Here is a 25023-nt window from a genome sequence, read left to right on the forward strand (position 1 = left end):
GCTTAGCGGTCCACGTCGGCCATAACGAAATCGATACTACCCAGGTACGCAATCATGTCCGCGACCATGCTGCCTTTGATCACCGAAGGGATCTGTTGCAGGTGTGGGAAGCTTGGGGTGCGAATCCGGGTGCGGTAGCTCATGGTGCCGCCATCGCTCGTCAGGTAATAACTGTTGATGCCCTTGGTCGCTTCGATCATCTGGAAGGATTCGTTGGCCGGCATGACCGGGCCCCACGAAACCTGCAGGAAGTGCGTGATCAGGGTCTCGATGTGTTGCAGCGTGCGCTCTTTGGGCGGCGGCGTGGTCAGCGGGTGATCCGCCTTGTACGGGCCTTCCGGCATGTTGCGCATGCATTGGTCGATGATCTTGATGCTCTGGCGCATTTCCTCGACGCGAACCATGCAGCGGTCGTAGGCATCGCCATTGGCCGCCAGCGGTACTTCGAATTCGAAGTTCTCGTAGCCGGAGTAGGGGCGTGCCTTGCGCAGGTCGAAGTCGCAACCGGTGGAACGCAGGCCGGCACCGGTGACGCCCCATTCCAGGGCCTCTTTGGTGTTGTAGGCGGCGACCCCGATGGTACGACCCTTGAGGATGCTGTTCTGCAGGGCGGCCTTGGTGTATTCGTCCAGGCGCTTGGGCATCCACTCGACGAAATCCTTGACCAGCTTTTCCCAGCCGCGTGGCAGGTCGTGGGCAACGCCACCGATGCGGTACCAGGCCGGGTGCAGGCGGAAACCGGTGATGGCTTCGATCACCGTGTAGGCCTTCTGGCGGTCGGTGAAGGTGAAGAACACCGGTGTCATGGCGCCCACGTCCTGGATATAGGTCCCCAGGAACAGCAGGTGGCTGGTGATACGGAAGAACTCGGCCATCATGATGCGGATGACGTCGACCTTCTCCGGAACCTTGATCCCGGCCAGTTTCTCGACCGAAAGCACGTACGGCAGGTTGTTCATCACGCCGCCGAGGTAATCGATGCGGTCGGTGTACGGGATGAAGCTGTGCCAGGACTGGCGCTCGGCCATTTTTTCGGCGCCACGGTGGTGGTAGCCGATGTCAGGCACGCAGTCGACGATCTCTTCGCCGTCCAGCTGCAGGATGATGCGGAACGCACCGTGGGCCGAAGGGTGGTTCGGACCCAGGTTGAGGAACATGTAGTCCTCGTTGGCGCCCGAACGCTTCATGCCCCAGTCTTCAGGCTTGAAGCGCGCGGCTTCTTCCTCGAGCTGTTGCTTGGCCAGGGACAGGCTGAACGGGTCGAACTCGGTGGCGCGGGCCGGGAAGTCCTTGCGCAGCGGGTGACCTTCCCAGGTCGGCGGCATCATGATGCGGGTCAGGTGCGGGTGGCCGGGGAAGTCGATCCCGTACATGTCCCACACTTCACGCTCGTACCAGTTGGCGTTCGGCCAGATGCCGGTCACGGTCGGCACGCTAAGGTCGCTCTCGGACAAGGCGACCTTGATCATTACGTCACTATTACGCTCGATCGACATCAGGTGATAGAACACGGTGAAGTCGACGCCGTCGGGCAGCCCTTGACGCTTGGTGCGCAGGCGCTCGTCCACGCCGTGCAGGTCATAGAGCATGACGTACGGCTTGGGCAGGTTGCGCAGGAACGTCAGGACTTCGACGAGTTTGGCGCGGGCAACCCAAAGCACCGGCATGCCGGTGCGGGTCGGCTGGGCGGTGAACGCCTCGGGGCCAAAACGGTTGTTCAGTTCGACGACCACATCCTGGTCGTCTGCCTTGTAAGGCGGGATGTACAGAGCACTGCCTGTAGTCATGGTTATTTATCGCTTTCGGTCAACGTAAAGAATGAAGCCAGGTTCTCGTTTCTTTTAGAGGAACAGAGCTGGATCAGACTTCGTCGGGGCTGCGCAGGTTGGTGACTGCGATACGCTGTTCGCGGCGCTGTTCCTTTTGCGATGGCATGTCGGCGCGATAGACGCCTTGATCGCCAACGACCCAGGACAGTGGGCGACGCTCCTGGCCAATCGACTCCTGCAACAGCATCAGGCCTTGCAGGAAAGCTTCAGGGCGAGGCGGGCAGCCGGGCACGTAGACGTCCACGGGCAGGAACTTGTCCACCCCTTGAACGACGGAGTAGATGTCGTACATGCCACCGGAGTTGGCGCACGAACCCATGGAGATAACCCACTTGGGCTCGAGCATTTGCTCGTAGAGACGCTGGATGATCGGCGCCATCTTGATGAAGCAGGTACCGGCGATAACCATGAAATCCGCCTGGCGTGGCGATGCCCGGATCACCTCGGCGCCAAAGCGCGCGATGTCGTGGGGCGCCGTGAAGGCGGTGGTCATTTCCACGTAGCAGCACGAAAGGCCGAAGTTGTACGGCCACAGGGAGTTCTTGCGACCCCAGTTGACCGTGCTGTTCAGCACGTCTTCGAGCTTGCCCATGAAGATGTTTTTGTGGACTTGATCTTCTAACGGATCGGCGACGGTTTCCCGTTCGCCAATCGGATACTGCTCGTTAGGAGCATCGGGGTCGATCCTGGTGAGATTGTATTGCATTGCCAAAGCCTCATTGTTTCAGCTTCGCTTGCCGCTTGCGCCGAGCTTCCGGAGCCCAATCAAGCGCCCCCACTCGGTAAAGGTAGACAAGACCTGCCAACAGAATTGCTATGAAAACGAGAGCTTCGACGAATCCGGTCCAGCCGCTTTCGCGGACGGACACAGACCATGCAAAGAGAAAGAGGGCTTCGATATCGAAGATCACGAAGAGCATCGCGACCAGATAGAATTTGGCTGAGAGCCGCAAGCGGGCGCCACCGGTAGGTAGCATGCCGGACTCGAACGGTTCATTTTTGCTGCGGCCCCAGGCTTTTGACCCAAGCAGGCTCGACACACCGAGCATGAAAGCACACAGGCCAACAACGCCCAGAAGGAAAATGGCAAAGCCCCAATTGTGGGCCATGAGTCCTGTCGCTTCGGACATGCTGGAAATCCTTAACAGAGAGCAAAGGTCTCTGAGCTTGAATGAAATAACGCAGTGACGATATGTCGCAGCAATCAATCGCGGTGATTTTATGGCTAAACACCGGGCAAGTAAAATTCCTATAGCGAAATTATTTATTGGAATAAGGACATAGCGCACCTCCAGGACCCTGCGGCCCAGACCTGGTGGGCGTTGGCCGGCTATTCATCAATAATATTTCGTGCGGAATGTAACAATGATAACGACTTCCAAATGATAATTATTATTATCTGTAGCGGCCTTTCTGCGGTGCACTTAGTATTGTGCCTGAGAGACTGTCTTACATCGCCGCTACTGCAATTGTCAGCGCCGCACGTTTTACTCCTTTTCGGACTGCCCAATACTGCGTTCGATCAATTTTTCTAGCCGTGCGCCGACGTTTTGTGGGGGAGGGGGTTGCTGAGGGTTGGATCTGCGTGGGGGACTGCTCCTGTGGGAGCCAGGCTTGCTCGCGATGCCGGCAACGCGGTCCCGAGGCAGACAGCGTAATCGTTCATCGCGGGCGAGCCTGACTCCCACAGATGCAGGCTTGCTCTTACAGCGTAGGTTGCTTCAAAGAAAACGGGTGAAAAAACCAGCCTCGTGCCGATTTTTGCTCGTCAGCCCCCCCCGCTTAATCGATACATCGCGACTTCCCTTGAAGGAATGATGTCAAATGGCTATCTTTGTGCCTCATTCATCTAATCATCTATATCAATGCTTGATTAGGCTGACGCCCCTTCTTAGATAGCCGCGCCAGGTTTCATCGTTCGCGGCGGATGACCATAAGGAATGCCATGAACTCTTGGATCGCGAATATGAGCGTTATGCTCAAGCTGGCTTTGGGCTTTGCCGTTGTGCTGCTTCTGACCGCTATCCTCGCCGCGACCGGCTGGGTCAGCTTGGGCAAAATGATCCAGCGTACTGATCGAATGGCCAGCATTGCTGAACTCGGCGATCGTCTTGATCACCTGCGCAGGGCTCGCTTGCAATATCAGTTGGACCGGGGAGATGAACAAAAGGGTGCGTTGATCCAGGCGTCGCTGGAGCAGTTTGTCGCCAAGCAGAAAAGCCTCGCAAACGAGTTGAGAAAACCTGAAAACCTGAAAAAACTTGCGCTGATCGAGCAGGCCAGCACGCAGTATCAAGTGGCACTGAATACGATGCGCGAGGCTTATCGCAATGACGCCGCCATGCGCAAGGAGATGGGCGTCAATGCGGTCAAGGGTGCCGCGCTGATTGCCAAGGTCATCAATGACGTTGAAGCAATGCCTGCCTCGGATGAGCGCCGTTTCGAGCTGTACAGGATCATCCTCAAGGCAAAAGAGGACGTGGCACTGGTGCGTTATGAAGTGCGTGGCTATACCGGCAACCCCAACAGCGCCACCGAGCTCGCCGCCACCCGCCAGCTCGAAAATGCGCTCAAGGGCATCGAAACCCTCAACAGCGCTTTCGGTCCGACCTATGCCGACACCATCAAGCAGCTGGAAGCCGCGCTGATCGCTTACCGCCGTTCGGTGCTGGACTTCACTGCCAGCAATCAGGCCATTGGCAAGGCCGTGCAGGACACTGTCGATTTGGGTGAAACCATCACTCGTCTGTCTGACGAAATGTATGCCAGCCAACTGGTCTCCCGCGACGAAGACAGCGCCCAGGCTCGCATCCTGCAACTGAGCTGCACTGCCTTGGCGATGTTGTTGGGGATTCTTGCCGCCCTGATCATCACCCGCCAGATTACGCGACCGTTGCAGGACACATTGGCTGTGGTCGATCGCATTGCAGCGGGCGATCTTACGCAACACATGACCGTGACCCGTCGTGATGAGCTGGGTGTCTTGCAGCAGGGTATTGAGCGCATGGGCACCACCTTGCGCGACCTGATCGGTGGCATCCGCGATGGCGTCACCCAAATCGCCAGTGCCGCCGAAGAGCTATCGGCTGTCACCGAGCAGACCAGTGCCGGGGTCAACAGTCAGAAGACCGAGACCGATCAGGTGGCTACCGCCATGCACGAAATGTCGGTCACCGTGCATGAAGTCGCGCGTAATGCCGAACAAGCTCGCGCAGCTGCATCAGAGGCCGATGCCCACGCCCGTATTGGCGACCAGGTGGTCGCGCAGGCCATCGTTCAGATTGAGCGCTTGGCCGGCGAAGTCGGGCGCTCCGTCGAAGCCATGAACGAGCTGGAACAGGAAAGCGGGCGCATCGGCAAGATCATGGACGTGATCCGGGCGGTGGCTGAACAGACCAACTTGCTGGCCCTTAACGCCGCCATCGAGGCCGCTCGCGCAGGTGACGCCGGGCGCGGTTTTGCCGTGGTCGCCGATGAAGTACGTGGATTGGCCCAGCGTACCCAGCATTCCACCGAAGAGATTGAAAGCCTGGTGGCGGGCTTGCAGAACGGCACGCGCCAGGTATCGAGCATCATGCGAAACAGCCGCGAACTGACCGATAGCAGCGTGGAATTGGCAGGCAAAGCCGGCACCTCCCTGAGCAACATCACCCAGGCGGTTTCTGGCATCCAGGCCATGAACCAACAGATTGCCGCCGCCGCGGTGCAACAAAGCTCGGTGGCCGAGGAAATCAGCCGCAGTATCCTGAGCGTGCGCGATGTATCCGAACAGACCGCCTCCGCCAGCGAAGAAACCGCAGCCTCCAGCATCGAGTTGGCGCGCCTGGGTAACCAGTTGCAGCAGATGGTCAGTCACTTCAAGGTGTGAAAAGCGGAGCGGGAAAAACCGGCAAAAAAAGCCCCGAACCAGTCGGGGCGTCAGATCATCGGCTTTGCGGTTAGCTTTTACTCGGTCCGCAAGGGCCGTTTACGGCGTGTATCAGTGGAACTGTTCTTCTTCGGTGGAGCCGGTCAGTGCGGTCACCGACGAAGTGCCGCCCTGGATCACGGTGGTCATGTCGTCGAAGTAGCCGGTGCCCACTTCCTGCTGGTGAGCCACGAAGGTGTAGCCCTTGGCGGCGTCAGCGAACTCTTGCTCTTGCAGCTTCACGTAGGCGGTCATGTCGTTGCGGGCGTAGTCGTGCGCCAGGTTGAACATGCTGTGCCACATGTTGTGAATGCCGGCCAGGGTGATGAACTGGTGCTTGTAGCCCATGGCGGACAGTTCGCGCTGGAACTTGGCGATGGTCGCGTCGTCCAGGTTTTTCTTCCAGTTGAAGGAAGGTGAGCAGTTGTACGACAGCAGTTGGTCCGGGTATTCCTTCTTGATCGCTTCGGCGAAGCGACGTGCCTCGTCCAGGTCTGGCTTGGCGGTTTCGCACCAGATCAGGTCGGCGTACGGCGCGTAGGCCAGGCCACGGGAGATAGCCTGGTCGAGACCGGCGCGCACCTTGTAGAAACCTTCCTGGGTGCGGGTACCGGTCACGAACGGTTGGTCGTACGGGTCGCAGTCGGAGGTCAGCAGGTCGGCGGCGTTGGCGTCGGTACGGGCCAGGATGATGGTCGGTACACCGGCAACGTCGGCAGCCAGGCGGGCAGCGGTCAGCTTCTGCACGGCTTCCTGGGTTGGAACCAGTACCTTGCCGCCCATGTGGCCGCATTTCTTCACCGAAGCCAATTGGTCTTCGAAGTGAACGCCGGCGGCGCCTGCCTCGATCATGCTCTTCATCAGCTCGTAGGCGTTCAGGACACCACCGAAACCGGCTTCAGCGTCAGCCACGATCGGCGCGAAGTAGTCGATGTAGCCTTCGTCGCCCGGGTTCTTGCCGGCTTTCCACTGGATCTGGTCGGCGCGACGGAACGAGTTGTTGATGCGCTTGACCACGGTTGGAACCGAATCCACCGGGTACAGCGACTGGTCGGGGTACATCGACTCGGCGGAGTTGTTGTCCGCGGCCACTTGCCAGCCCGACAGGTAGATCGCCTGGATGCCGGCCTTGACTTGCTGCACAGCCTGGCCGCCGGTCAGGGCACCCATGCAGTTGACGAAATCTTTCTCGGGACGGAAGGCTGGCTTGGCGCCCTGGGTCACCAGGTTCCAAAGCTTCTCGGCGCCCAGTTTCGCAAAGGTGTGCTCAGGTTGAACCGAGCCACGCAGACGGACGACGTCAGCAGCGGAATAATTGCGCTTCACGCCTTTCCAGCGCGGGTTTTCAGCCCAGTCTTTTTCAAGGGCTGCAATTTGCTGTTCGCGTGTCAGTGCCATGGAGATAAACCTCGTCGCATAGGTCTTGGTGGAAAATTCCTTGCTCCTGCCGACCAGGGATTGGCGTACAAGTCGGTTCAGGCGGGGAGGCGACGGGATGAACGATGGGCTCGAGGGGAAAGTGAGCAGGTAGGGGCGAACTGCGGGCGCATTCGGGCGTCGTGGGCCTCCATACGAACTCAGAGTGATGCCGGGTTACCTAGTTACGCTTCCGTCCCTCGGGACAACTTCGTTCCAGTCGCAACCTCGTCAAACACACCTTGTGGGCGGTACAGACACGAATCGGCTCGCAGGGTAGTTGCAAGCGTCGACCCGAAGGCCCTTGCCAGGGCCCCTGATTAGCGGGAGCGAGGCCATCATGCCTTTGGTTTTTTGGCTCGTCAAACGTTTTGTAGTGCTTTTTTTGTGGCACTACATCTTTGGTCTAATACGACTCATCAGTCAGTTTTTGGTGCTTCAGTTCAGGGTATCGACCTTGACCCGCAAAATCATGTCGTCGCGGCCCTGGGTAGAGTAGCTGCGGGTCAGGCCCTGCTTGTCGGCTTGAGTCTGGCGATTGACGCCGGCCAGGGTGATCCATTCGCCCAGGCGGCCGCTGACGGTTGTGTCGGTACTCTGAACGTTCACTACATCGGGACGTTCCTGGCTCATGCGGTCACGGTTGGTACTGATACTGAGGTGAACGGTCTCACCGGTGACGCTCGCCGTGACATAAAAACCCTGGGTGACGTTGCGGTATTCGGTCTGGCTTTGCAGGCGGCCGTAGTTGTCGGTCTGGCTGCTGGTGAAGGGCACGCTCTGGCCGACCTGGATCAGCGCCGGCTGGCCTTCGCTGGCTTGCACCTGCTGCACGCCGCCGTCACGGCTGGCGGTGCTGCGGTTGATGATGCGGGTTTGGCTGGGCGCGGCACCGTTGATCGAGTAACCCTGGTCGCCCTGCAGGTTGTTTTCGTTGGTATCGACCGTAATCAGCAGGCGCTTGGGCGCGGTGTCCAATTGGGCCAGGAATTGCCGAAGTTCTTCGATCTTGCCCGGCTCGGCGTTGACGATCAGTTGGTTGCCGTAGGCGCTGACCTGGCCGTCCTTGCCGATGAAGTTCTGCGCCACCGGCAGCAGGTCGGCGCTGGTGCGGTAGTTCAGTGGCACGACTTGCGTATCGGCCATGGCTGACAGGCTGCTACCAAGCAGCAAGAGGGTCAGCAGGGTGCGTAGAAGCATGTCCATTTCTCCGTGAGACAAAGGCCTGATATTGCCAGTTTGTCGGCCCCGGGTGGCGCAAGTTGAATGTTAGACGGCAAAACGCCCCGGCATCGGTGGATGGCGGGGCGTTTTGTGGTGTTGCAGGATGTTGTTGCATGATGCTTTTTTGTGGCGAGGGGATTTATCCCCGCTGGGGCGCGAAGCGGCCCCACACGGTGCTGATGTCTTGCGGTGTCAGGTTGATCAAGGGGGCTGCTACGCAGCCCAGCGGGGATAAATCCCCTCGCCACAGGGTATTGTGTTGCTGCTTCCAGCGGTGTTCAGGCCGAATGACGGACCATGTCCACATGAGGAATCCCGGCTTCCAGGAACTCCTCGCTGACCACCGCAAACCCCAGCCGCTCATAGAACGGCGTGGCGTGCACCTGGGCGCTGAGCATCTGTTGCTGGAGCCCACGTTTCTCGGCTTCGGCGATCACGGCATGCATCAGCGCATCGCCCACCTTCAGGCCGCGCCAGTCCTTGAGGACCGAGACACGGCCGATATGGCCGTCGGTCAACAGGCGGGCGGTGCCGATGGGAAAGTCACCTTCAAACGCCAGAAAATGCACCGCGCTCTGGTCGTCGGCATCCCATTCCAACTCAGGTGGAACGGACTGCTCGGCAATGAACACGGTCTCACGAATGCGCCGGATCTCGGCGTTATCCTTTTGCCAGTCTGCGACACGAACGTGAATTTTATTCATCGGCGAACCCCAGGCTGCCTTGCTTGACCAGCTCGCAGACCAGGCCGCGACCGTCTTCGTCGGCCAGCCACGGACCGAGGTTCTCGATGTGCAGGGCGTCGGCGGCGCAGATCATTTTCAGCAACTCGCGCAGCTTGCCCGGCAGGTAACGGCTCTGGCCGCTGGCGAACAGCAGCAGGTCGTCATCGACTTCCGACCAGGCCAGGCGCGCGCTCGGGTTGCGAATGATCACGGCGCCTTGTTCCAGGCTGGCCAGCAGGTCGTCTTCTTCCAGTTCCGGGCCTACCACCAGTTCCGGGTAGCGCGGCTCGGTCATGAACTGGCCGAACCAGGTCAGCAGCAGGCGCTCGTCGCTCATGTGCTCGGCCAGCAGGCCCTTGAGGCGGTCGAGGGCGTCCTGCTGGATCTGGTGCGGGTCGGCTACAGGGCGCGCGTCGGCGTCGGTGTAGCGTTCTTCGTCCGGTAGGAACTGGCTGAGGAAGTCGGTGAAGTGGGTCAGCACTTCAGCGGCGCTTGGTGCACGGAAACCCACCGAGTAGGTCATGCAGTCATCCACGGCCACGCCACAGTGGGCCAGGCGCGGCGGCAGGTAGAGCATGTCGCCCGGTTCCAGGGTCCACTCGTCGGTGGCTTCGAATTCGGCGAGGATGCGCAGGTCGGCGTGCTGCAGCAATGGGCTTTCGGAGTCGCACATCTGGCCGATTTTCCAGTTGCGCTGGCCATGGCCCTGCAGCAGGAACACGTCGTAGTTATCGAAATGCGGACCCACGCTGCCACCCGGAGCAGCGAAGCTGATCATCACATCGTCGATGCGCCAGCTCGGCAGGAAGCGGAAGTTCTCCAGCAGCTCGCTGACTTCCGGTACGAACTGATCGACCGCCTGCACCAGCAGGGTCCACTCGCGCTCTGGCAGCTTGCTGAATTCGTCTTCGGCGAACGGGCCGCGACGCAATTCCCAGGGGCGCTCGCCGTGCTCGATCACCAGGCGCGATTCGACTTCTTCTTCCAGGGCCAGGCCGGCCAGTTCGTCGGCATCGATCGGGCTTTGGAAGTCAGGAATCGCCTGACGGATCAGCAGGGGTTTTTTCTGCCAGTAGTCGCGCAGGAACTCCCGTGCCGTGATGCCGCCCAGGAGTTGCAGAGGAATATCAGGATTCATGTGTAACCTATTGAAAAAATATACTTTTCAGACGCGAATAAAAACGCCCGGCGCGGCCGGGCGTCTCAAGGGTAAGCCGTAGATCAGATGCGCTTGGCTTGTGCCGCTGCGTTGCCGATGTAATTGGCTGGCGTGAGCTTTTTCAGCTCGGCGCGGGCCGCGGCAGGCATGTCCAGGCCATCGATGAAAGTCTGCAACGCTTCAGGGCTGATGCCCTTGCCACGGGTCAGTTCTTTCAGCTTTTCATACGGGTTTTCGATGTTGTAGCGACGCATCACGGTCTGGATCGGCTCGGCCAGGACTTCCCAGCAGGCGTCCAGGTCGGCGGCGATCTTCTGCTCGTTCAGTTCCAGCTTGCTGATGCCCTTGAGGCTGGCTTCGTAGGCAATGACGCTGTGGGCAAAACCCACGCCCAGGTTACGCAGCACGGTGGAGTCGGTCAGGTCGCGCTGCCAGCGGGAGATCGGCAGTTTGCTCGCCAGGTGCTGGAACAGCGCGTTGGCGATGCCCAGGTTGCCTTCGGAGTTTTCGAAGTCGATCGGGTTGACCTTGTGCGGCATGGTCGAGGAACCGATTTCGCCGGCGATGGTGCGCTGCTTGAAGTAACCCAGGGAAATGTAGCCCCAGATGTCACGGTCGAAGTCGATCAGGATGGTGTTGAAGCGCGCGATCGCATCGAACAGCTCGGCGATGTAGTCATGCGGTTCGATCTGGGTGGTGTAGGGGTTGAAGCTCAGGCCCAGCTCGTCTTCGATGAAGGCGCGGGCGTTGGCTTCCCAGTCGATGTCCGGGTAGGCCGACAGGTGGGCGTTGTAGTTGCCCACGGCGCCGTTGATCTTGCCCAGCAGCGGCACGGCGGCCACTTGGGCGATCTGGCGCTCCAGGCGGTAGACCACGTTCGCCAGCTCCTTGCCCAGGGTGGTCGGCGAAGCCGGTTGACCGTGGGTGCGCGACAGCATCGGCACGTCGGCGAAGCGAATCGCCAGCTCGCGGATGGCCTGGGCGGTCTGGCGCATCAGTGGCAGCATCACCTCATCGCGGCCTTCGCGCAGCATCAGGGCGTGGGACAGGTTGTTGATGTCCTCGCTGGTGCAGGCGAAGTGGATGAACTCGCTGACATTGGCCAGTTCCGGCAGCTTGGCCGCCTGCTCCTTGAGCAGGTACTCGATGGCCTTGACGTCGTGGTTGGTGGTGCGCTCGATCTCTTTGACGCGCTCGGCGTGCTCCAGCGCGAAGTTGTCCGCCAGGGTGTTGAGCACCGCGTTGGCTTCGGCGGAGAACGCCGGGACTTCAGGGATGGCAGGGTGGGCGGCCAGGCGCTGGAGCCAGCGCACTTCAACCAGGACGCGGGCACGGATCAGGCCGTACTCGCTGAAAATCGGGCGCAGGGCCTGGGTTTTGCCGGCGTAGCGGCCGTCAACAGGGGAAACCGCAGTGAGCGAAGAGAGCTGCATAGGGTGTTCTCGGACAGTCGGGCAACGAAATGGGGCGCGTATCATACATGAAAACAATCGCCGGTCCGTCGCCAACTGACCGGCGTGTTACGCGTAACGAGATAAAACTTTTAATACCTGTGGCGAGGGAGCTTGCTCCCGCTGAGCTGCAAGGCAGCCTTCAAGTCCACCAAAAAAAACGGTCGAGGCGACTTATTCGTTGCGCATCAACGGGTAAAGCTCTTTCAGCAATTTGCGCCGGCTGATCACCAGTTGCCAGCGATGGCCGCCCAACTGCCGCCACAACCGTGCCGAGCGAATTCCGGCCAGCAACAGGGCGCGGATCTTCGAGGCGTTGCTCGGTTGCTGCAGGTTGCGCATGTCGCCATGCACCTGGATGCGCTGGCGCAAGGTGCTCAGGGTGTCCTGGTACAGCGCGCCGCAGGCCGCGACGACGTTTTCGTGGGACGGGCCGAAGTGCTCGACCTGGGACTGGATCTGCGGCAAGCGTTTGCCGATGGTTTCCAGCAGGTCGTCGCGCTTGGCCAGCTGGCGCTCAAGGCCCAGCATCGACAGGGCGTAGCGCAGCGGTTCGCGTTGCAGGGCGCTGGGATCGCGCTCCAGGGCGCCGATCAGCGCACGATAGCCTTCGCGCAGGTTCAAGTCGTCGCCGCCGTAGACTTCCAGGGTGTCCTTGGGGTCGCGAACCAGCAGGCTGCCGAGCATGCAGGCCACGCCCGCTTCGGTGGCCTGGCCGGTCTTGGCGATCCTGTCCACCAGCACAGCGGCGAGAAACACACCGCCCAATGCCGTCAGTTGTTCCTGGATGGGGCTCATGCCTTGCTGCTCCAGGGTTCTGCGACTTCGATCACGCCGCCGCCCAGGCAGATTTCGCCGTCATAGAACACCACGGACTGGCCGGGCGTGACTGCCCGCTGCGGGTCATCGAAGGTGGCGCGGTAGCCCGTGGCGGTTTTTTCCAGGGTGCAGGGCTGGTCGCTCTGGCGGTAGCGAACCTTGGCCGTCAGGCGACGAGGTTCGCTGAGGTCGATCGGGTTGACCCAATAAATGTCGGAGGCGAGCAGGGCGCGGGAAAACAACCATGGGTGGTCGTTGCCCTGGCCGACGATCAGCTCGTTGTGCTCCAGGTCCTTGACCAGCACGTACCACGGCTCTTCCCCGGCGTCTTTCAGGCCGCCGATGCCCAGGCCCTGGCGCTGGCCGATGGTGTGGTACATCAGGCCATGGTGGCGGCCGATGACTTCGCCTTCGGTGGTCTTGATCTCGCCCGGCTGGGCCGGCAGGTATTGCTTGAGGAAGTCGCTGAAGCGCCGCTCACCGATAAAGCAGATCCCGGTGGAGTCTTTTTTCTTGGCGGTGGCGAGCTGGTGTTTTTCGGCGATCGCACGCACTTCGGGCTTTTCCAGTTCGCCTACCGGGAACAGGGTCTTGGCGATCTGCTCGCCGCCGACGGCGTGCAGGAAGTAGCTCTGGTCCTTGTTCGGGTCCAGGCCCTTGAGCAGTTCGGTGCGGCCGTCTATGTCGCGGCGGCGCACGTAGTGGCCGGTGGCGATCAGGTCGGCGCCGAGCATCATGGCGTAGTCGAGGAACGCCTTGAACTTGATTTCGCGGTTGCAGAGGATGTCCGGGTTCGGCGTGCGGCCGGCCTTGTATTCGGCCAGGAAGTGCTCGAACACGTTGTCCCAGTACTCGGCGGCGAAGTTGGCGGTGTGCAGCTTGATGCCGATCTTGTCGCACACGGCCTGGGCGTCCGCCAGGTCGTCCATGGCGGTGCAGTATTCGGTGCCGTCGTCTTCTTCCCAGTTCTTCATGAACAGGCCTTCCACCTCATAACCCTGCTCGATCAGCAGTAGGGCGGAAACGGAAGAGTCCACGCCGCCGGACATGCCGACAATGACGCGTTGCTTGGGAGTGTTCGAAGAGGCTGGATCACGCATAGGAATTCAATGAGTGTCTTGAAAAAGGACGCGATTCTATCAGGCCCGGGCGCGCAAGGCTAAAGAGAAGGACGGATAAGCTCCAGGCTATGGCGATGGCCGGCCAGATAATCGTCGATGCAACGGATGATCAGCTCGCTGCGCCAGTGTTCGCGCTGTTCGAGCAGTTCGTCGCGGGTGAGCCATTTGGCGCCGAGGATGCCGTCGTCCAGTTGGTACTCGGGGTGGTGTTTCAAGGCCTTGGCGGCGAAACAGACTCGCTGGTAGGTCACGCCGTTGCTCGGGGCGGTGTAGAGGTAGATGCCGGTGACGCTGGTGGGTTCGACGTCCCAGCCGGTTTCTTCGAGGGTTTCGCGTACGGCGGCTTCGATGAGGGTTTCGTTGGGGTCCAGGTGGCCGGCGGGCTGGTTGAGTACTGCGCGTCCGGCCTTGGATTCTTCCACCATCAGGAAGCGGCCGTTGTCTTCGACGATGGTGGCGACGGTGATGTGGGGGTGCCAGTTCATAAGGTTCCTTCATTGCTCAGATTGGGGGGGATCGAGTACATATCCGTTTTTGTAGTAACGGCCGCTTAGGGTTCCGCCCTGACGGCGGCTCACTTTTGAGAAGCGCAAAAGTAAGCAAAACGCTTTTGCCCCACCACTCGGTGCCTCGCTTAGGCTCGGCATGCCCTCACTCCGGCATTGCTCCGTGGGCCGCCGCGAAGGGCCATCCATGGCCCAGCGCGGCTATCCCGGCATCCATGCCGGGATGCCCACTCCACAATGCCTGCGTTCGGCCATCGTGGTTAACGGGGCGGCCCAGATCAACGTCCACCGCGAGGCGGCCTAGTAGCCGACCTGGTTCTCCCGGTCGTACACCCATCAGATCTGTGGGAGCAAAGCTTGCTCGCGAGGCGGCCTAACGGCCGGCCTGTTTCTGCCGGTTGTACTTCAATCCAACTGTGGGAGCGAGCTTGCTCGCGATAGCGGTGTGTCAGTCAATATTTGAATTGAATGATGAATTGCAATCGCGAGCAAGCTCGCTCCCACAGGGGTGGGTTCCAAATGCCAGAAACACAAACCCCGGCACTAGGCCGGGGTTTGTGGTACTGCCTACAACCTTACACCAGCGCAGCAATCGCCGCGTTGAAGGTGTTGCTCGGGCGCATGGCCTTGCTGGTCAGCTCCGGGTTGGCGAAGTAGTAGCCGCCGATGTCCACGGGCTTGCCTTGGACGGCATTGAGTTCGGCAACGATTTTTTCTTCGTTGTCGGTCAATGTCTTGGCCAGGGAAGCGAACTGGGCCTTGAGGGCTGCGTCGTCGTCCTGGGCGGCCAGTGCCTGGGCCCAGAACAGGGTCAGGTAGAAGTGGCTGCCGCGGTTGTCGATGCCGCCGACCTTGCGCGAAGGCGACTTGTTGCGGTCCAGGAACTCACCGGTAGCCTGGTCCAGGGTCTTGGCCAGCACCAGTGCTTTCGGGTTGTTGTAGGTCACGCCCAGGTGCTCGAGGGACGCGGCCAGGGCCAGGAACTCGCCCAGGGAATCCCAGCGCAGGAAGTTTTCTTCCAGCAACTGCTGCACGTGCTTGGGGGCCGAGCCGCCAGCGCCGGTTTCGAACAGGCCACCGCCGTTCATCAGCGGCACGATCGACAGCATCTTGGCGCTGGTGCCCAGTTCCATGATCGGGAACAGGTCGGTCAGGTAGTCGCGCAGTACGTTGCCGGTCACCGAGATGGTGTCCTTGCCTTCGCGGGTGCGGGCCAGGGTGAACTTCATCGCGTCGACCGGCGACATGATGCGGATGTCCAGGCCGGCAGTGTCGTAGTCCTTCAGGTAAGTCTGGACTTTCTCGATCACGACGCCGTCATGGGCGCGCATCGGGTCCAGCCAGAAGATCGCCGGGGTGCTGCTGGCGCGGGCGCGGTTGACGGCCAGTTTGACCCAGTCCTGGATCGGCGCGTCTTTGGTCTGGCACATGCGGAAGATGTCGCCAGCTTCGACGCTCTGCTCCAGCAGGGTGCGGCCGTTGCTGTCCGAAACACGGACCACGCCGTCGACCTTGATCTGGAAGGTCTTGTCGTGGGAGCCGTACTCTTCGGCTTTCTTGGCCATCAGGCCAACGTTCGGCACGCTGCCCATGGTGGTTGGGTCGAAGGCGCCGTGTTGCTTGCAGTCTTCGATCACCGCCTGGTAGATGGTGGCGTAGCAGCGATCCGGGATCACGGCCTTGGTGTCGTGCAGCTGGCCGTCGGTGCCCCACATCTTGCCGGAGTCACGGATCATGGCTGGCATCGAGGCGTCGACGATGACGTCGCTCGGCACGTGCAGGTTGGTGATGCCTTTGTCGGAGTTGACCATCGCCAGGGATGGGCGCGCTGCGTAGACCGCCTGGATGTCGGCTTCGATCTGCGCCTGCTGCTCGGCCGGCAGGGCCTTGATGCGGGCGTACAGGTCGCCGATGCCGTTGTTCAGGTTGAAGCCGATCTGCTCCAGCACTTGTGCGTGCTTGGCCAGGGCGTCTTTATAGAACTCGGCAACGATCTGGCCGAACATGATCGGGTCGGAGACCTTCATCATGGTGGCCTTGAGGTGAACCGACAGCAGGACGCCTTTTTGCTTGGCGTCTTCGATTTCAGCGGCGATGAAGTCACGCAGGGCGTTTTTGCTCATCACGGCGCAGTCGAGGATCTCACCGGCTTGTACGGTGGTTTTTTCCTTCAGGACAGTGGCAGTGCCGTCCTGGGCGATCAGCTCGATTTTCACGCTGCCGGCGGCGTCGATCAGGGCGGCTTTTTCGCTGCCGTAGAAATCGCCGGTGCTCATGTGGGCCACGTGGGACTTGGAGTCGGCTGCCCAGGCGCCCATTTTGTGCGGGTGCTTGCGGGCGTAGTTCTTGACCGACAGCGGCGCGCGACGATCGGAGTTGCCTTCGCGCAGGACCGGGTTCACGGCGCTGCCCTTGATCTTGTCGTAGCGGGCGCGGGCGTCTTTCTCGGCGTCGCTGCTCACGGTTTCCGGGTAGTCCGGCAGTGCGTAGCCCTGGGCCTGCAATTCCTTGATCGCGGCCTGCAGTTGCGGCACCGAGGCGCTGATGTTCGGCAGCTTGATGATGTTGGCTTCAGGCGTAACGGCCAGGTCGCCCAGTTCGGCGAGGTGGTCGGCTACGGCTTTGTCACCCAGTTGCTCGGGGAAGCTGGCCAGGATGCGCCCTGCGAGGGAGATATCGCGGGTTTCCACGGCGATATCGGCCGAAGCGGTAAAGGCTTCGACGATCGGCAGCAGCGAATAGGTGGCGAGGGCGGGCGCTTCGTCGGTGAAGGTATAGATGATCTTCGAGCGGGTGGGCATATTCGGATTAACTCTCTTCTTTGCTAAAGCATGCGCAGAAACTCGAGGGGCGCCGGGTAAGCGCGTTCGTTCAAAGTCATCCGTGAACCGAATGTCGAGGTTTCTTCGCGGTGATGTTGGGTGCATCAGTCGAGCGTCAAGCGGTTGGGCCGCGGTAACGGTCCGGCTTTTAAACTGACGGAAAGTCCTGTGATAGAGCGCTCAGCCAGTGTGACCCTGTGGTCAGCGGCGGCATTATACATAGGTAGCTGGCAATCTGCCGATGGTTCATAGACTTCCGTACACGTCCATTGGTCTAAACGTCGCAGTACCCAAGGCGCGGACTATGCTCATGTTTGGCGCTTTTCCCTTGGTTTTCAGGGTTGTACACCGCGAACTGCAACGCTTTACCCCGGATGAGCCTAACGTAGGGTTTGCGCGCCGATTCAAGTGGGGTACGCTCGAACGCAGCCAGATGTTCAATCCAAGCAATGGAGTTCAGCATGGGGTATCAAAAGATTCAGGTTCCAGCCGTCGGTGACAAAATCACCGTCAATGCAGACCATTCTCTTAATGTTCCCGACAACCCGATCATCCCCTTCATCGAAGGCGACGGCATTGGCGTCGATATCAGTCCGGTCATGATCAAGGTTGTGGACGCTGCGGTTCAGAAGGCCTATGGCGGCAAGCGCAAGATTTCCTGGATGGAAGTCTATGCCGGTGAGAAAGCGACTCAAGTCTACGATCAGGACACCTGGCTGCCCCAGGAAACCCTGGACGCGGTCAAGGATTACGTGGTTTCCATCAAGGGCCCACTGACCACGCCGGTGGGCGGTGGTATCCGTTCGCTGAACGTGGCCCTGCGCCAGCAGCTCGACCTGTACGTGTGCCTGCGTCCGGTGCGCTGGTTCGAAGGCGTGCCAAGCCCGGTCAAGAAGCCTGGCGACGTGGACATGACGATCTTCCGCGAGAACTCCGAGGACATCTACGCTGGCATCGAGTGGAAGGCCGGTTCGGCCGAAGCCACCAAGGTCATCAAGTTCCTGAAAGAAGAAATGGGCGTGACCAAGATCCGTTTCGACGAGGATTGCGGCATCGGCGTCAAGCCGGTTTCCAAGCAGGGCACCCAGCGCCTGGCTCGCAAGGCCTTGCAATATGTTGTCGACAACGACCGCGATTCGCTGACCATCGTGCATAAAGGCAACATCATGAAGTTCACCGAAGGTGCCTTCAAGGAATGGGCCTACGAAGTGGCAGCCGAGGAGTTCGGCGCGACCCTGCTCGACGGCGGGCCGTGGATGCAGTTCAAGAACCCGAAGACCGGCAAGAATGTCGTCGTCAAGGACGCCATCGCCGATGCGATGTTGCAGCAGATCCTGCTGCGTCCGGCTGAATATGACGTGATCGCCACCCTGAACCTGAACGGTGACTACCTGTCCGACGCCCTGGCGGCGGAAGTGGGCGGTATCGGTATTGCGCCGGGCGCCAACCTGTCCGACACCGTGGCAATGTTCGAAGCCACTCACGGTACCGCGCCCAAGTATGCCGGCAAGGACCAGGTCAACCCGGGCTCGCTGATCCTGTCGGCGGAAATGATGCTGCGTCACATGGGTTGGACCGAAGCGGCCGACCTGATCATCAAGGGCACCAACGGCGCGATTTCGGCCAAGACCGTGACCTATGACTTCGAACGTCTGATGGAGGGCGCCAAGCTGGTGTCGTCCTCGGGCTTCGGTGACGCCCTGATCTCGCACATGTAAGCGAATCGGCGCTCAGCGCGAATGCCCGGCTCGAGTGATCGAGTCGGGCATTTTCATTTGTCCGGTGCGGCGGTCGGTCAATGAGTCTCGGTGACCCTGACATTGACAGGAGCGGGCACATCTTCGGCGGTGACAAGCCTGATGTTGACCGCGTGCAGGCCCTTGGGTCCCTGGATGACGTCGAACGTCACAGGCTGTCCGGCCTTCAGGGTTTTATAGCCTTCCATGTTGATGGCCGAGTAATGGGCGAAAAGGTCTTCATCGTCCCTGCCGGCCGCGATAATGAAACCGTAGCCCTTGGCATTGTTGAACCATTTCACCTTGCCATTCATCTTGACGACCGACATAAGCCATTTCCCTCTGCAACGCACTCCATCACTGGAGTATCATCCAGTCCATCCGCAGGCTAATCTTGAAGTAAGGATAGATTCCACGGACCTTTTTAACCCACGATGGGCTCTATTGGTTGTAACACCGTTTTGCCGATAGTCAAGGTGGCCGGGTGGTCGTGGTTGAAATCACCCACAAGCGCCCCCATCACTGTATTCGCCAACTAAACGAACCTTTCTTTCCATGCATGCAGTCAGCCAGATTCGACTAACATTCAATCAGGATCGCCCGGATCTACACGACGACGATTCCGCAGGCATTGCTGTTCAGGAAGCAAAGCCCGCATTACAGGCGCCACCGATGTACAAGGTGGTTTTGTTCAACGATGACTACACACCGATGGATTTCGTCGTCGAAGTGCTCGAGGTGTTTTTTAACCTGAATCGGGAGCTGGCGACCAAGGTCATGCTGGCCGTCCATACAGAGGGACGGGCAGTATGTGGAGTGTTTACCCGCGACATCGCCGAGACTAAGGCCATGCAGGTCAACCAGTACGCCCGGGAAAGCCAGCATCCGCTACTCTGTGAAATCGAGAAGGACGGTTAACGCCGACCACTTGGGTATGAGGTGAAGCTATGTTAAACCGCGAGCTCGAAGTCACCCTCAATCTTGCCTTCAAGGAGGCTCGTTCGAAGCGTCATGAATTCATGACCGTCGAACACCTGCTGCTGGCCCTATTGGATAACGAGGCTGCCGCCACCGTTTTGCGTGCCTGCGGCGCGAACCTCGACAAACTCAAGCATGATCTGCAGGAGTTCATCGACTCCACCACGCCACTGATCCCCGTGCATGACGAGGATCGCGAAACCCAGCCAACCCTGGGCTTCCAGCGTGTCCTGCAGCGTGCTGTCTTCCATGTACAGAGCTCGGGCAAACGTGAAGTCACCGGCGCCAACGTGCTGGTTGCCATCTTCAGCGAGCAGGAAAGCCAGGCGGTGTTCCTGCTCAAGCAGCAGAGCGTTGCGCGTATCGATGTCGTCAACTACATCGCCCATGGCATCTCCAAGGTGCCGGGGCATGGCGATCATTCCGAGGGTGAGCAGGATATGCAGGACGACGAGGGCGGTGAGTCTTCTTCTTCAGGCAACCCATTGGATGCCTATGCCAGCAACCTGAACGAACTGGCACGCCAGGGCCGCATTGACCCGCTGGTCGGGCGCGAAGCGGAAGTCGAGCGTGTTGCCCAGATCCTGGCTCGGCGTCGCAAGAACAACCCATTGCTGGTGGGCGAGGCGGGTGTGGGCAAGACCGCAATCGCCGAAGGCCTGGCCAAGCGCATCGTCGACAACCAGGTGCCGGACCTGCTGGCCAACAGCGTGGTGTATTCCCTCGACCTGGGTGCCTTGCTGGCCGGTACCAAGTACCGCGGCGATTTCGAGAAACGCTTCAAGGCGTTGCTCAATGAGCTGTCCAAGCAGGAAGGGCAGATCATCCTGTTCATCGACGAAATCCACACCATTATTGGTGCCGGTGCAGCGTCGGGTGGGGTCATGGATGCGTCGAACCTGCTCAAGCCGTTGCTGTCGTCGGGTGATATCCGTTGCATCGGCTCGACCACGTTCCAGGAGTTCCGCGGGATCTTCGAGAAAGACCGTGCCTTGGCCCGGCGTTTCCAGAAGGTCGATGTGTCGGAGCCTTCGGTGGAAGACACCATTGGTATCCTGCGCGGCCTGAAAGGGCGTTTCGAGCTGCACCACAACATCGAGTACAGCGATGAAGCCCTGCGCGCGGCGGCTGAGCTGGCCTCGCGCTACATCAACGACCGGCACATGCCGGACAAGGCCATCGACGTCATCGACGAGGCGGCCAGCCGCATTCGCATGGAAATCGACTCCAAGCCCGAAGTGCTGGATCGGTTGGAGCGGCGCCTGATTCAACTCAAGGTCGAGTCCCAGGCCCTGAAGAAAGAAAGCGACGAAGCGGCGAAGAAACGTCTGGAAAGGTTGCAGGAAGAGATCGTTCGTCACGAGCGTGAGTATTCCGACCTCGAGGAAATCTGGAACTCGGAGAAAGCCGAAGTCCAGGGTTCCGCACAGATCCAGCAGAAGATCGAACAGTCCCGTCAGGAACTGGAGGCGGCCCGTCGTAAAGGCGACCTCAACCGCATGGCCGAGCTGCAGTACGGGGTGATCCCGGACCTGGAGCGCAGCCTGCAAATGGTCGACCAGCATGGCAAGAGCGAAAACCAGTTGCTGCGCAGCAAGGTCACTGAGGAAGAGATTGCCGAAGTGGTCTCCAAGTGGACTGGCATTCCGGTCTCGAAAATGCTCGAAGGCGAGCGCGACAAGCTACTGAAGATGGAAAGTCTGCTGCACCAGCGTGTGATCGGCCAGGAAGAGGCAGTGGTGGCGGTGTCCAACGCCGTGCGTCGTTCCCGTGCCGGGCTGTCGGACCCGAACCGGCCGAGCGGCTCGTTCATGTTCCTCGGCCCGACCGGGGTCGGTAAAACCGAGCTGTGCAAGGCGCTGGCCGAGTTTCTCTTCGACACCGAAGAGGCCATGGTGCGCATCGACATGTCCGAGTTCATGGAGAAACATTCCGTGGCACGGCTGATCGGTGCGCCACCGGGTTATGTCGGTTATGAAGAGGGCGGTTACCTCACCGAGGCCGTGCGTCGCAAGCCGTACTCGGTGATCCTGCTCGATGAAGTCGAGAAGGCGCACCCGGATGTGTTCAACATCCTGCTGCAAGTGCTGGAGGATGGTCGCCTGACGGATAGCCACGGGCGCACGGTGGACTTCCGCAACACGGTGATCGTGATGACCTCCAACCTGGGCTCGACGCAGATCCAGGAACTGGTGGGCGACCGCGAGGCGCAGCGCGCGGCGGTGATGGACGCGATCTCTACGCACTTCCGGCCGGAGTTCATCAACCGGGTCGACGAAGTGGTGATCTTCGAGCCGTTGGCCCGTGATCAGATTGCCGGCATTACCGAGATCCAGTTGGGTCGCCTGCGCAGTCGCCTCACCGAACGTGAGCTGAAACTGCAGTTGAGCGACGAGGCGTTGGACAAGCTGATTGCGGTGGGTTACGACCCGGTCTATGGCGCACGGCCGCTGAAGCGGGCGATCCAGCGCTGGATCGAAAACCCGCTGGCGCAGTTGATCCTGTCGGGTCGTTTCATGCCGGGCGAAACCGTGACCGGTACAGTGGAGAACGACGAAATCGTCTTTGACTGAGTCGATTGACAGGGCTTTTGTGGCGAGGGAACTTGCTCTCGCTGGAGGGTGCTGTAGGAGCTATGTAGGAGCTGTCGAGTGCAACGAGGCTGCGATCTTTCCCCAGACACTTGAGTCTCAAGCGAAAGATCAAAAGATCGCAGCCTTCGGCAGCTCCTGCACAGTCCATCGCTTGCCACAGGGCGTGTTTGCTTTGCGAGGCCATTTTTTTCATCAGGCCGTTGAACTCAAAGGAAAAGGCTTGTAAAGTGCGCCCCGCAGTACGTCACCCCAAGGGTTACTTCTCGCTGAGAAGGAATCCAAAATAAGTTGCAAATCATTGTCTTGAAAGCAATTTAAGGGGTTGACAGAGGTTTTTAAGATTGTAGAATAGCGCGCCTCAGACACACGAACGCAGCGATGCGTAAGGGTAGAAGAGGTTGAAGCTAGCTTCAATGTTGCAACTTGAAATATCAGTTCCGTGATAGCTCAGTCGGTAGAGCAAATGACTGTTAATCATTGGGTCCCAGGTTCGAGTCCTGGTCACGGAGCCATTTCAATCGGGGTATAGCGCAGTCCGGTAGCGCGCCTGCTTTGGGAGCAGGATGTCAGGAGTTCGAATCCCCTTACCCCGACCATCTTTGGGTCGTTAGCTCAGTTGGTAGAGCAGTTGGCTTTTAACCAATTGGTCGTAGGTTCGAATCCCACACGACCCACCATTTTTGAAACCAGTTCGCTGGAATCGAATCTTAAGATCAGAGGCCAAAAGCCCTGATCGAGAAGGCGACTTGCAAAGGTCGCCTTTTTTTTACCGGGGTATAGCGCAGTCCGGTAGCGCGCCTGCTTTGGGAGCAGGATGTCAGGAGTTCGAATCCCCTTACCCCGACCATATTAAAAATCCTCGTATCGAAAGATACGGGGATTTTTTTTGCCTGCGATAAAGTGGGTAGGACTTAAGACATCGTACAACCTGCCGATAACCCGCCGACAGGGGCCTGGCCCCACTTCAGGCCAACAATAAAAAAAGGCATTCCCTATGGTTCTTCGTCAGTTGAATATCGCCCCACGTGCCGCGTTGGGTTTTGCCTTGATCGCCGTGCTGGTGGCATTGCTCGGGGTGTTCGCGCTGGGGCAGATGTCGAGTATTCGTGACAGTGAAGTCGCGGTGGAAACCCAGTGGCTGCCGAGCATTCGCGGCGGTGATGAGATCCGCGAGTGGATGCTGCGGATCCGCACCATTTCCCTGCGCATGGCCTTGGACCAGGACCCGAAGAACGTTGTGGTGTATCGCGGGCAGATGGACACGCGTGACAAGGAGCTGAGCGAAAAAATCGCGGCCTACGAAAAGCTCGTTGTGACGCCTGAAGGCAAGGCCCTCTACGACCAGTTCAAGCAAACCTTTGCCGCTTACCGTACGGGTATCGCCCAATCCTTCACCCTGGCCGAACAAGGGCGGCGGGACGAGTTGATCAAGCTGCTGCTGGTGGACATGAAGACCGTGGTGGACGGTTCCGGCAAGCAGCTCAACGACCTGGCGGAGCTATTCTCCAAGCAGGTGTCCATCGAGAGCCAGAAGTCCCAGGAGCACTACGCCAATTCCCGCATGATCGTCAGCCTGTTCGTTGTGCTCGCTGCCCTGGCCACGGTGGCCCTGGCCATGCTGCTCACGCGCAGTATCGTCAAGCCCTTGGGTGAGGCGCTCAACGCTGCGGAGAACGTCGCCCGGGGTGACCTGACCCGGCCAATCGAGACCCATGGCAACGACGAAGTGAGCCGCTTGCTCAAGGCATTGGCGGCCATGCAACAGAATCTGCGTGAGACGTTGCAGGGCATCAGCGGCTCGGCCGCGCAGTTGGCCACCGCGGCCGATGAACTGAACGCGGTCACGCTCGACAGCACCCACAGCCTGCAACAGCAGAACAACGAAATTGAACAGGCCGCCACGGCCGTCACCGAAATGACCACTGCCGTGGAGGAGGTTGCGCGCAATGCGGTCTCCACCTCCGATGCCACGCGTCAGTCCAGTGAGTCGGCGTCCCTTGGGCAGCAGCGGGTCAGCGATACGGTCGACGCCATCGGCGCCCTCGCCAGCGATGTGCAGGTGACCGGTGGCCTGGTGCAATCCCTGGCCAACCAATCGCAGGATATCGGCAAGGTGCTGGACGTGATCCGCGCCATCGCCGAGCAGACCAACCTGCTGGCCCTTAACGCGGCCATCGAAGCGGCCCGGGCGGGTGAGAGCGGACGTGGGTTTGCGGTGGTGGCCGATGAAGTGCGGGCGCTGGCTTATCGCACACAGCAATCGACCCAGGAAATCGAGCAAATGGTCCAAGGCATGCGCAGCGGTGCCACCCAGGCACTCGACTCCATGCAGGCCAGCTCCAGTCGCGCCGCCAGTACCCTGGCCATGGCTGAGCGGGCGGGGGACGCGTTGCAGACCATCACGGCGTCGGTCAATGAAATCCACGAACGCAACCTGGTGATCGCCAGCGCCGCCGAAGAGCAGGCACAAGTGGCCCGCGAGGTGGATCGCAACCTGGTGAACATTCGTGATTTGTCGGTGCGCTCGGCGTCTGGCGCGGACCAGACCAGTGCATCCAGCCATGAGTTGTCGCAGCTGGCGAATTCGCTGCGCACGATGGTGCAGCGGTTTCAGGTTTGATTATTGAAGGGACATGAAGGGATGATCGCTCCCACGCTCTGCGTGGGAGTGAATCCAGTGACGCTCTGCGTCACAAAGGACGCGGAGCGTCCCGGGCTGCATTCCCACGCAGAGCG

Annotated in this window: 19 protein-coding genes, 4 tRNA genes and 1 pseudogene; 11 read left to right on the forward strand and 13 right to left on the reverse strand. The window is 60.0% G+C overall.

Annotated features, from left to right (window positions below; genetic code table 11):
- Window positions 1–2: 2 nt before the first annotated feature.
- The 3 genes from nuoC to CFII68_RS10560 all read right to left on the reverse strand — a co-directional run bounded on the left by nuoC (window position 3) and on the right by CFII68_RS10560 (window position 2959).
- Window positions 3–1787 (reverse strand): NADH-quinone oxidoreductase subunit C/D, encoded by a 1785-nt coding sequence (gene nuoC, locus CFII68_RS10570; protein WP_018609203.1) that lies wholly within the window; start codon window positions 1785–1787, stop codon window positions 3–5.
- 73 nt (window positions 1788–1860) lie between these two features.
- Entirely contained in the window at window positions 1861–2535 is a 675-nt protein-coding gene (locus CFII68_RS10565; RefSeq protein WP_013693708.1) for an NADH-quinone oxidoreductase subunit B family protein, read from the reverse strand.
- Between the two features lie 10 nt (window positions 2536–2545).
- Entirely contained in the window at window positions 2546–2959 is a 414-nt protein-coding gene (locus tag CFII68_RS10560; protein WP_003203367.1) for an NADH-quinone oxidoreductase subunit A, read from the reverse strand.
- Window positions 2960–3909: 950 nt separating this feature from the next.
- Between CFII68_RS10560 and CFII68_RS28250 the strand changes: the two are divergent.
- Window positions 3910–4794, forward strand: a pseudogene (locus CFII68_RS28250) (methyl-accepting chemotaxis protein); the annotation flags it as partial.
- A gap of 198 nt (window positions 4795–4992) precedes the next feature.
- Entirely contained in the window at window positions 4993–5697 is a 705-nt protein-coding gene (locus CFII68_RS28255; protein ID WP_371103549.1) for a methyl-accepting chemotaxis protein, read from the forward strand.
- A gap of 111 nt (window positions 5698–5808) precedes the next feature.
- Here the strand turns inward: CFII68_RS28255 and aceA are convergent, their stop codons facing one another.
- The 8 genes from aceA to CFII68_RS10515 form a co-directional block, all read right to left on the reverse strand.
- Window positions 5809–7134, reverse strand: coding sequence for an isocitrate lyase (aceA, locus tag CFII68_RS10550; protein ID WP_018609214.1), 1326 nt, complete (start codon window positions 7132–7134; stop codon window positions 5809–5811).
- Window positions 7135–7590: 456 nt separating this feature from the next.
- On the reverse strand, window positions 7591–8352 hold the full coding sequence (locus tag CFII68_RS10545; RefSeq protein WP_014337680.1) for a secretin N-terminal domain-containing protein: 762 nt from the start codon (window positions 8350–8352) through the stop codon (window positions 7591–7593).
- A 302-nt stretch (window positions 8353–8654) separates the two neighbouring features.
- Window positions 8655–9080 carry a GNAT family N-acetyltransferase gene (locus tag CFII68_RS10540; RefSeq protein ID WP_018609216.1) on the reverse strand — a complete coding sequence of 142 codons (426 nt, stop codon included), beginning with the start codon at window positions 9078–9080 and terminating at the stop codon, window positions 8655–8657.
- Window positions 9073–10239 (reverse strand): cupin domain-containing protein, encoded by a 1167-nt coding sequence (locus CFII68_RS10535; protein ID WP_003203358.1) that lies wholly within the window; start codon window positions 10237–10239, stop codon window positions 9073–9075. The genes CFII68_RS10540 and CFII68_RS10535 overlap by 8 nt, the downstream gene beginning before the upstream one ends.
- Before the next feature lie 83 nt (window positions 10240–10322).
- Window positions 10323–11693, reverse strand: a complete 1371-nt coding sequence (gene purB / locus CFII68_RS10530; protein WP_018609218.1) for an adenylosuccinate lyase — start codon at window positions 11691–11693, stop codon at window positions 10323–10325.
- Window positions 11694–11885: 192 nt separating this feature from the next.
- On the reverse strand, window positions 11886–12509 hold the full coding sequence (gene hflD / locus CFII68_RS10525) for a high frequency lysogenization protein HflD (protein WP_018609221.1): 624 nt from the start codon (window positions 12507–12509) through the stop codon (window positions 11886–11888).
- A complete protein-coding gene (gene mnmA, locus CFII68_RS10520) occupies window positions 12506–13630 on the reverse strand; it encodes a tRNA 2-thiouridine(34) synthase MnmA (RefSeq protein ID WP_018609223.1) in 1125 nt (374 codons plus the stop codon). The genes hflD and mnmA overlap by 4 nt, the downstream gene beginning before the upstream one ends.
- A gap of 59 nt (window positions 13631–13689) precedes the next feature.
- On the reverse strand, window positions 13690–14136 hold the full coding sequence (locus tag CFII68_RS10515) for an NUDIX hydrolase (RefSeq protein WP_018609225.1): 447 nt from the start codon (window positions 14134–14136) through the stop codon (window positions 13690–13692).
- Window positions 14137–14296: 160 nt separating this feature from the next.
- On the opposite strand from CFII68_RS10515, the gene CFII68_RS27520 reads away from it, so the two are divergent.
- Window positions 14297–14461, forward strand: a complete 165-nt coding sequence (locus CFII68_RS27520) for a hypothetical protein (protein WP_156886101.1) — start codon at window positions 14297–14299, stop codon at window positions 14459–14461.
- 271 nt (window positions 14462–14732) lie between these two features.
- On the opposite strand, the gene CFII68_RS10505 is transcribed toward CFII68_RS27520, so the two are convergent.
- Complete coding sequence (locus CFII68_RS10505; protein ID WP_018609229.1) at window positions 14733–16958, reverse strand: NADP-dependent isocitrate dehydrogenase; 2226 nt, start codon at window positions 16956–16958, stop codon at window positions 14733–14735.
- A gap of 482 nt (window positions 16959–17440) precedes the next feature.
- Between CFII68_RS10505 and icd the strand changes: the two genes are divergently transcribed.
- Entirely contained in the window at window positions 17441–18697 is a 1257-nt protein-coding gene (gene icd, locus CFII68_RS10495) for an NADP-dependent isocitrate dehydrogenase (protein WP_018609234.1), read from the forward strand.
- A 77-nt stretch (window positions 18698–18774) separates the two neighbouring features.
- Here the strand turns inward: icd and CFII68_RS10490 are convergent, their stop codons facing one another.
- The gene (locus tag CFII68_RS10490) at window positions 18775–19044 is read right to left on the reverse strand and encodes a cold shock domain-containing protein (protein ID WP_018609236.1); all 270 of its coding nucleotides are present in this window, start codon (window positions 19042–19044) and stop codon (window positions 18775–18777) included.
- A 226-nt stretch (window positions 19045–19270) separates the two neighbouring features.
- On the opposite strand from CFII68_RS10490, the gene clpS reads away from it, so the two are divergent.
- The 7 genes from clpS (at window position 19271) to CFII68_RS10455 (ending at window position 24907) form a co-directional block, all read left to right on the forward strand.
- Window positions 19271–19633 carry an ATP-dependent Clp protease adapter ClpS gene (gene clpS, locus CFII68_RS10485; protein ID WP_003180089.1) on the forward strand — a complete coding sequence of 121 codons (363 nt, stop codon included), beginning with the start codon at window positions 19271–19273 and terminating at the stop codon, window positions 19631–19633.
- Window positions 19634–19662: 29 nt separating this feature from the next.
- Complete coding sequence (locus tag CFII68_RS10480; protein ID WP_018609238.1) at window positions 19663–22266, forward strand: AAA family ATPase; 2604 nt, start codon at window positions 19663–19665, stop codon at window positions 22264–22266.
- Window positions 22267–22723: 457 nt separating this feature from the next.
- Window positions 22724–22799: transfer RNA gene (locus tag CFII68_RS10475), tRNA-Asn, on the forward strand.
- Between the two features lie 7 nt (window positions 22800–22806).
- Window positions 22807–22883 (forward strand) — tRNA-Pro (locus CFII68_RS10470).
- A gap of 5 nt (window positions 22884–22888) precedes the next feature.
- Window positions 22889–22964, forward strand: a tRNA-Lys gene (locus tag CFII68_RS10465).
- Between the two features lie 93 nt (window positions 22965–23057).
- A tRNA-Pro gene (locus CFII68_RS10460) sits at window positions 23058–23134 on the forward strand.
- A 147-nt stretch (window positions 23135–23281) separates the two neighbouring features.
- Window positions 23282–24907 (forward strand): methyl-accepting chemotaxis protein, encoded by a 1626-nt coding sequence (locus CFII68_RS10455; RefSeq protein WP_018609240.1) that lies wholly within the window; start codon window positions 23282–23284, stop codon window positions 24905–24907.
- The last annotated feature ends 116 nt before the right edge of the window (window positions 24908–25023 follow it).

It is taken from the genome of Pseudomonas sp. CFII68, assembly GCF_000416195.1.
Lineage (GTDB): Bacteria > Pseudomonadota > Gammaproteobacteria > Pseudomonadales > Pseudomonadaceae > Aquipseudomonas > Aquipseudomonas kilonensis.

Excerpts from the sequence above, each read along its gene's own strand:
- nuoC (WP_018609203.1), bottom strand. The coding sequence starts at position 1,787 with ATGACTACAGGCAGTGCTCTGTACATCCCGCCTTACAAGGCAGACGAC.
- CFII68_RS10565 (WP_013693708.1), bottom strand. The coding sequence starts at position 2,535 with ATGCAATACAATCTCACCAGGATCGACCCCGATGCTCCTAACGAGCAG.
- CFII68_RS10560 (WP_003203367.1), bottom strand. The coding sequence starts at position 2,959 with ATGTCCGAAGCGACAGGACTCATGGCCCACAATTGGGGCTTTGCCATT.
- CFII68_RS28255 (WP_371103549.1), top strand. The coding sequence starts at position 4,993 with ATGTCGGTCACCGTGCATGAAGTCGCGCGTAATGCCGAACAAGCTCGC.
- aceA (WP_018609214.1), bottom strand. The coding sequence starts at position 7,134 with ATGGCACTGACACGCGAACAGCAAATTGCAGCCCTTGAAAAAGACTGG.
- CFII68_RS10545 (WP_014337680.1), bottom strand. The coding sequence starts at position 8,352 with ATGCTTCTACGCACCCTGCTGACCCTCTTGCTGCTTGGTAGCAGCCTG.
- CFII68_RS10540 (WP_018609216.1), bottom strand. The coding sequence starts at position 9,080 with ATGAATAAAATTCACGTTCGTGTCGCAGACTGGCAAAAGGATAACGCC.
- CFII68_RS10535 (WP_003203358.1), bottom strand. The coding sequence starts at position 10,239 with ATGAATCCTGATATTCCTCTGCAACTCCTGGGCGGCATCACGGCACGG.
- purB (WP_018609218.1), bottom strand. The coding sequence starts at position 11,693 with ATGCAGCTCTCTTCGCTCACTGCGGTTTCCCCTGTTGACGGCCGCTAC.
- hflD (WP_018609221.1), bottom strand. The coding sequence starts at position 12,509 with ATGAGCCCCATCCAGGAACAACTGACGGCATTGGGCGGTGTGTTTCTC.
- mnmA (WP_018609223.1), bottom strand. The coding sequence starts at position 13,630 with ATGCGTGATCCAGCCTCTTCGAACACTCCCAAGCAACGCGTCATTGTC.
- CFII68_RS10515 (WP_018609225.1), bottom strand. The coding sequence starts at position 14,136 with ATGAACTGGCACCCCCACATCACCGTCGCCACCATCGTCGAAGACAAC.
- CFII68_RS27520 (WP_156886101.1), top strand. The coding sequence starts at position 14,297 with ATGCCCTCACTCCGGCATTGCTCCGTGGGCCGCCGCGAAGGGCCATCC.
- CFII68_RS10505 (WP_018609229.1), bottom strand. The coding sequence starts at position 16,958 with ATGCCCACCCGCTCGAAGATCATCTATACCTTCACCGACGAAGCGCCC.
- icd (WP_018609234.1), top strand. The coding sequence starts at position 17,441 with ATGGGGTATCAAAAGATTCAGGTTCCAGCCGTCGGTGACAAAATCACC.
- CFII68_RS10490 (WP_018609236.1), bottom strand. The coding sequence starts at position 19,044 with ATGTCGGTCGTCAAGATGAATGGCAAGGTGAAATGGTTCAACAATGCC.
- clpS (WP_003180089.1), top strand. The coding sequence starts at position 19,271 with ATGCATGCAGTCAGCCAGATTCGACTAACATTCAATCAGGATCGCCCG.
- CFII68_RS10480 (WP_018609238.1), top strand. The coding sequence starts at position 19,663 with ATGTTAAACCGCGAGCTCGAAGTCACCCTCAATCTTGCCTTCAAGGAG.
- CFII68_RS10455 (WP_018609240.1), top strand. The coding sequence starts at position 23,282 with ATGGTTCTTCGTCAGTTGAATATCGCCCCACGTGCCGCGTTGGGTTTT.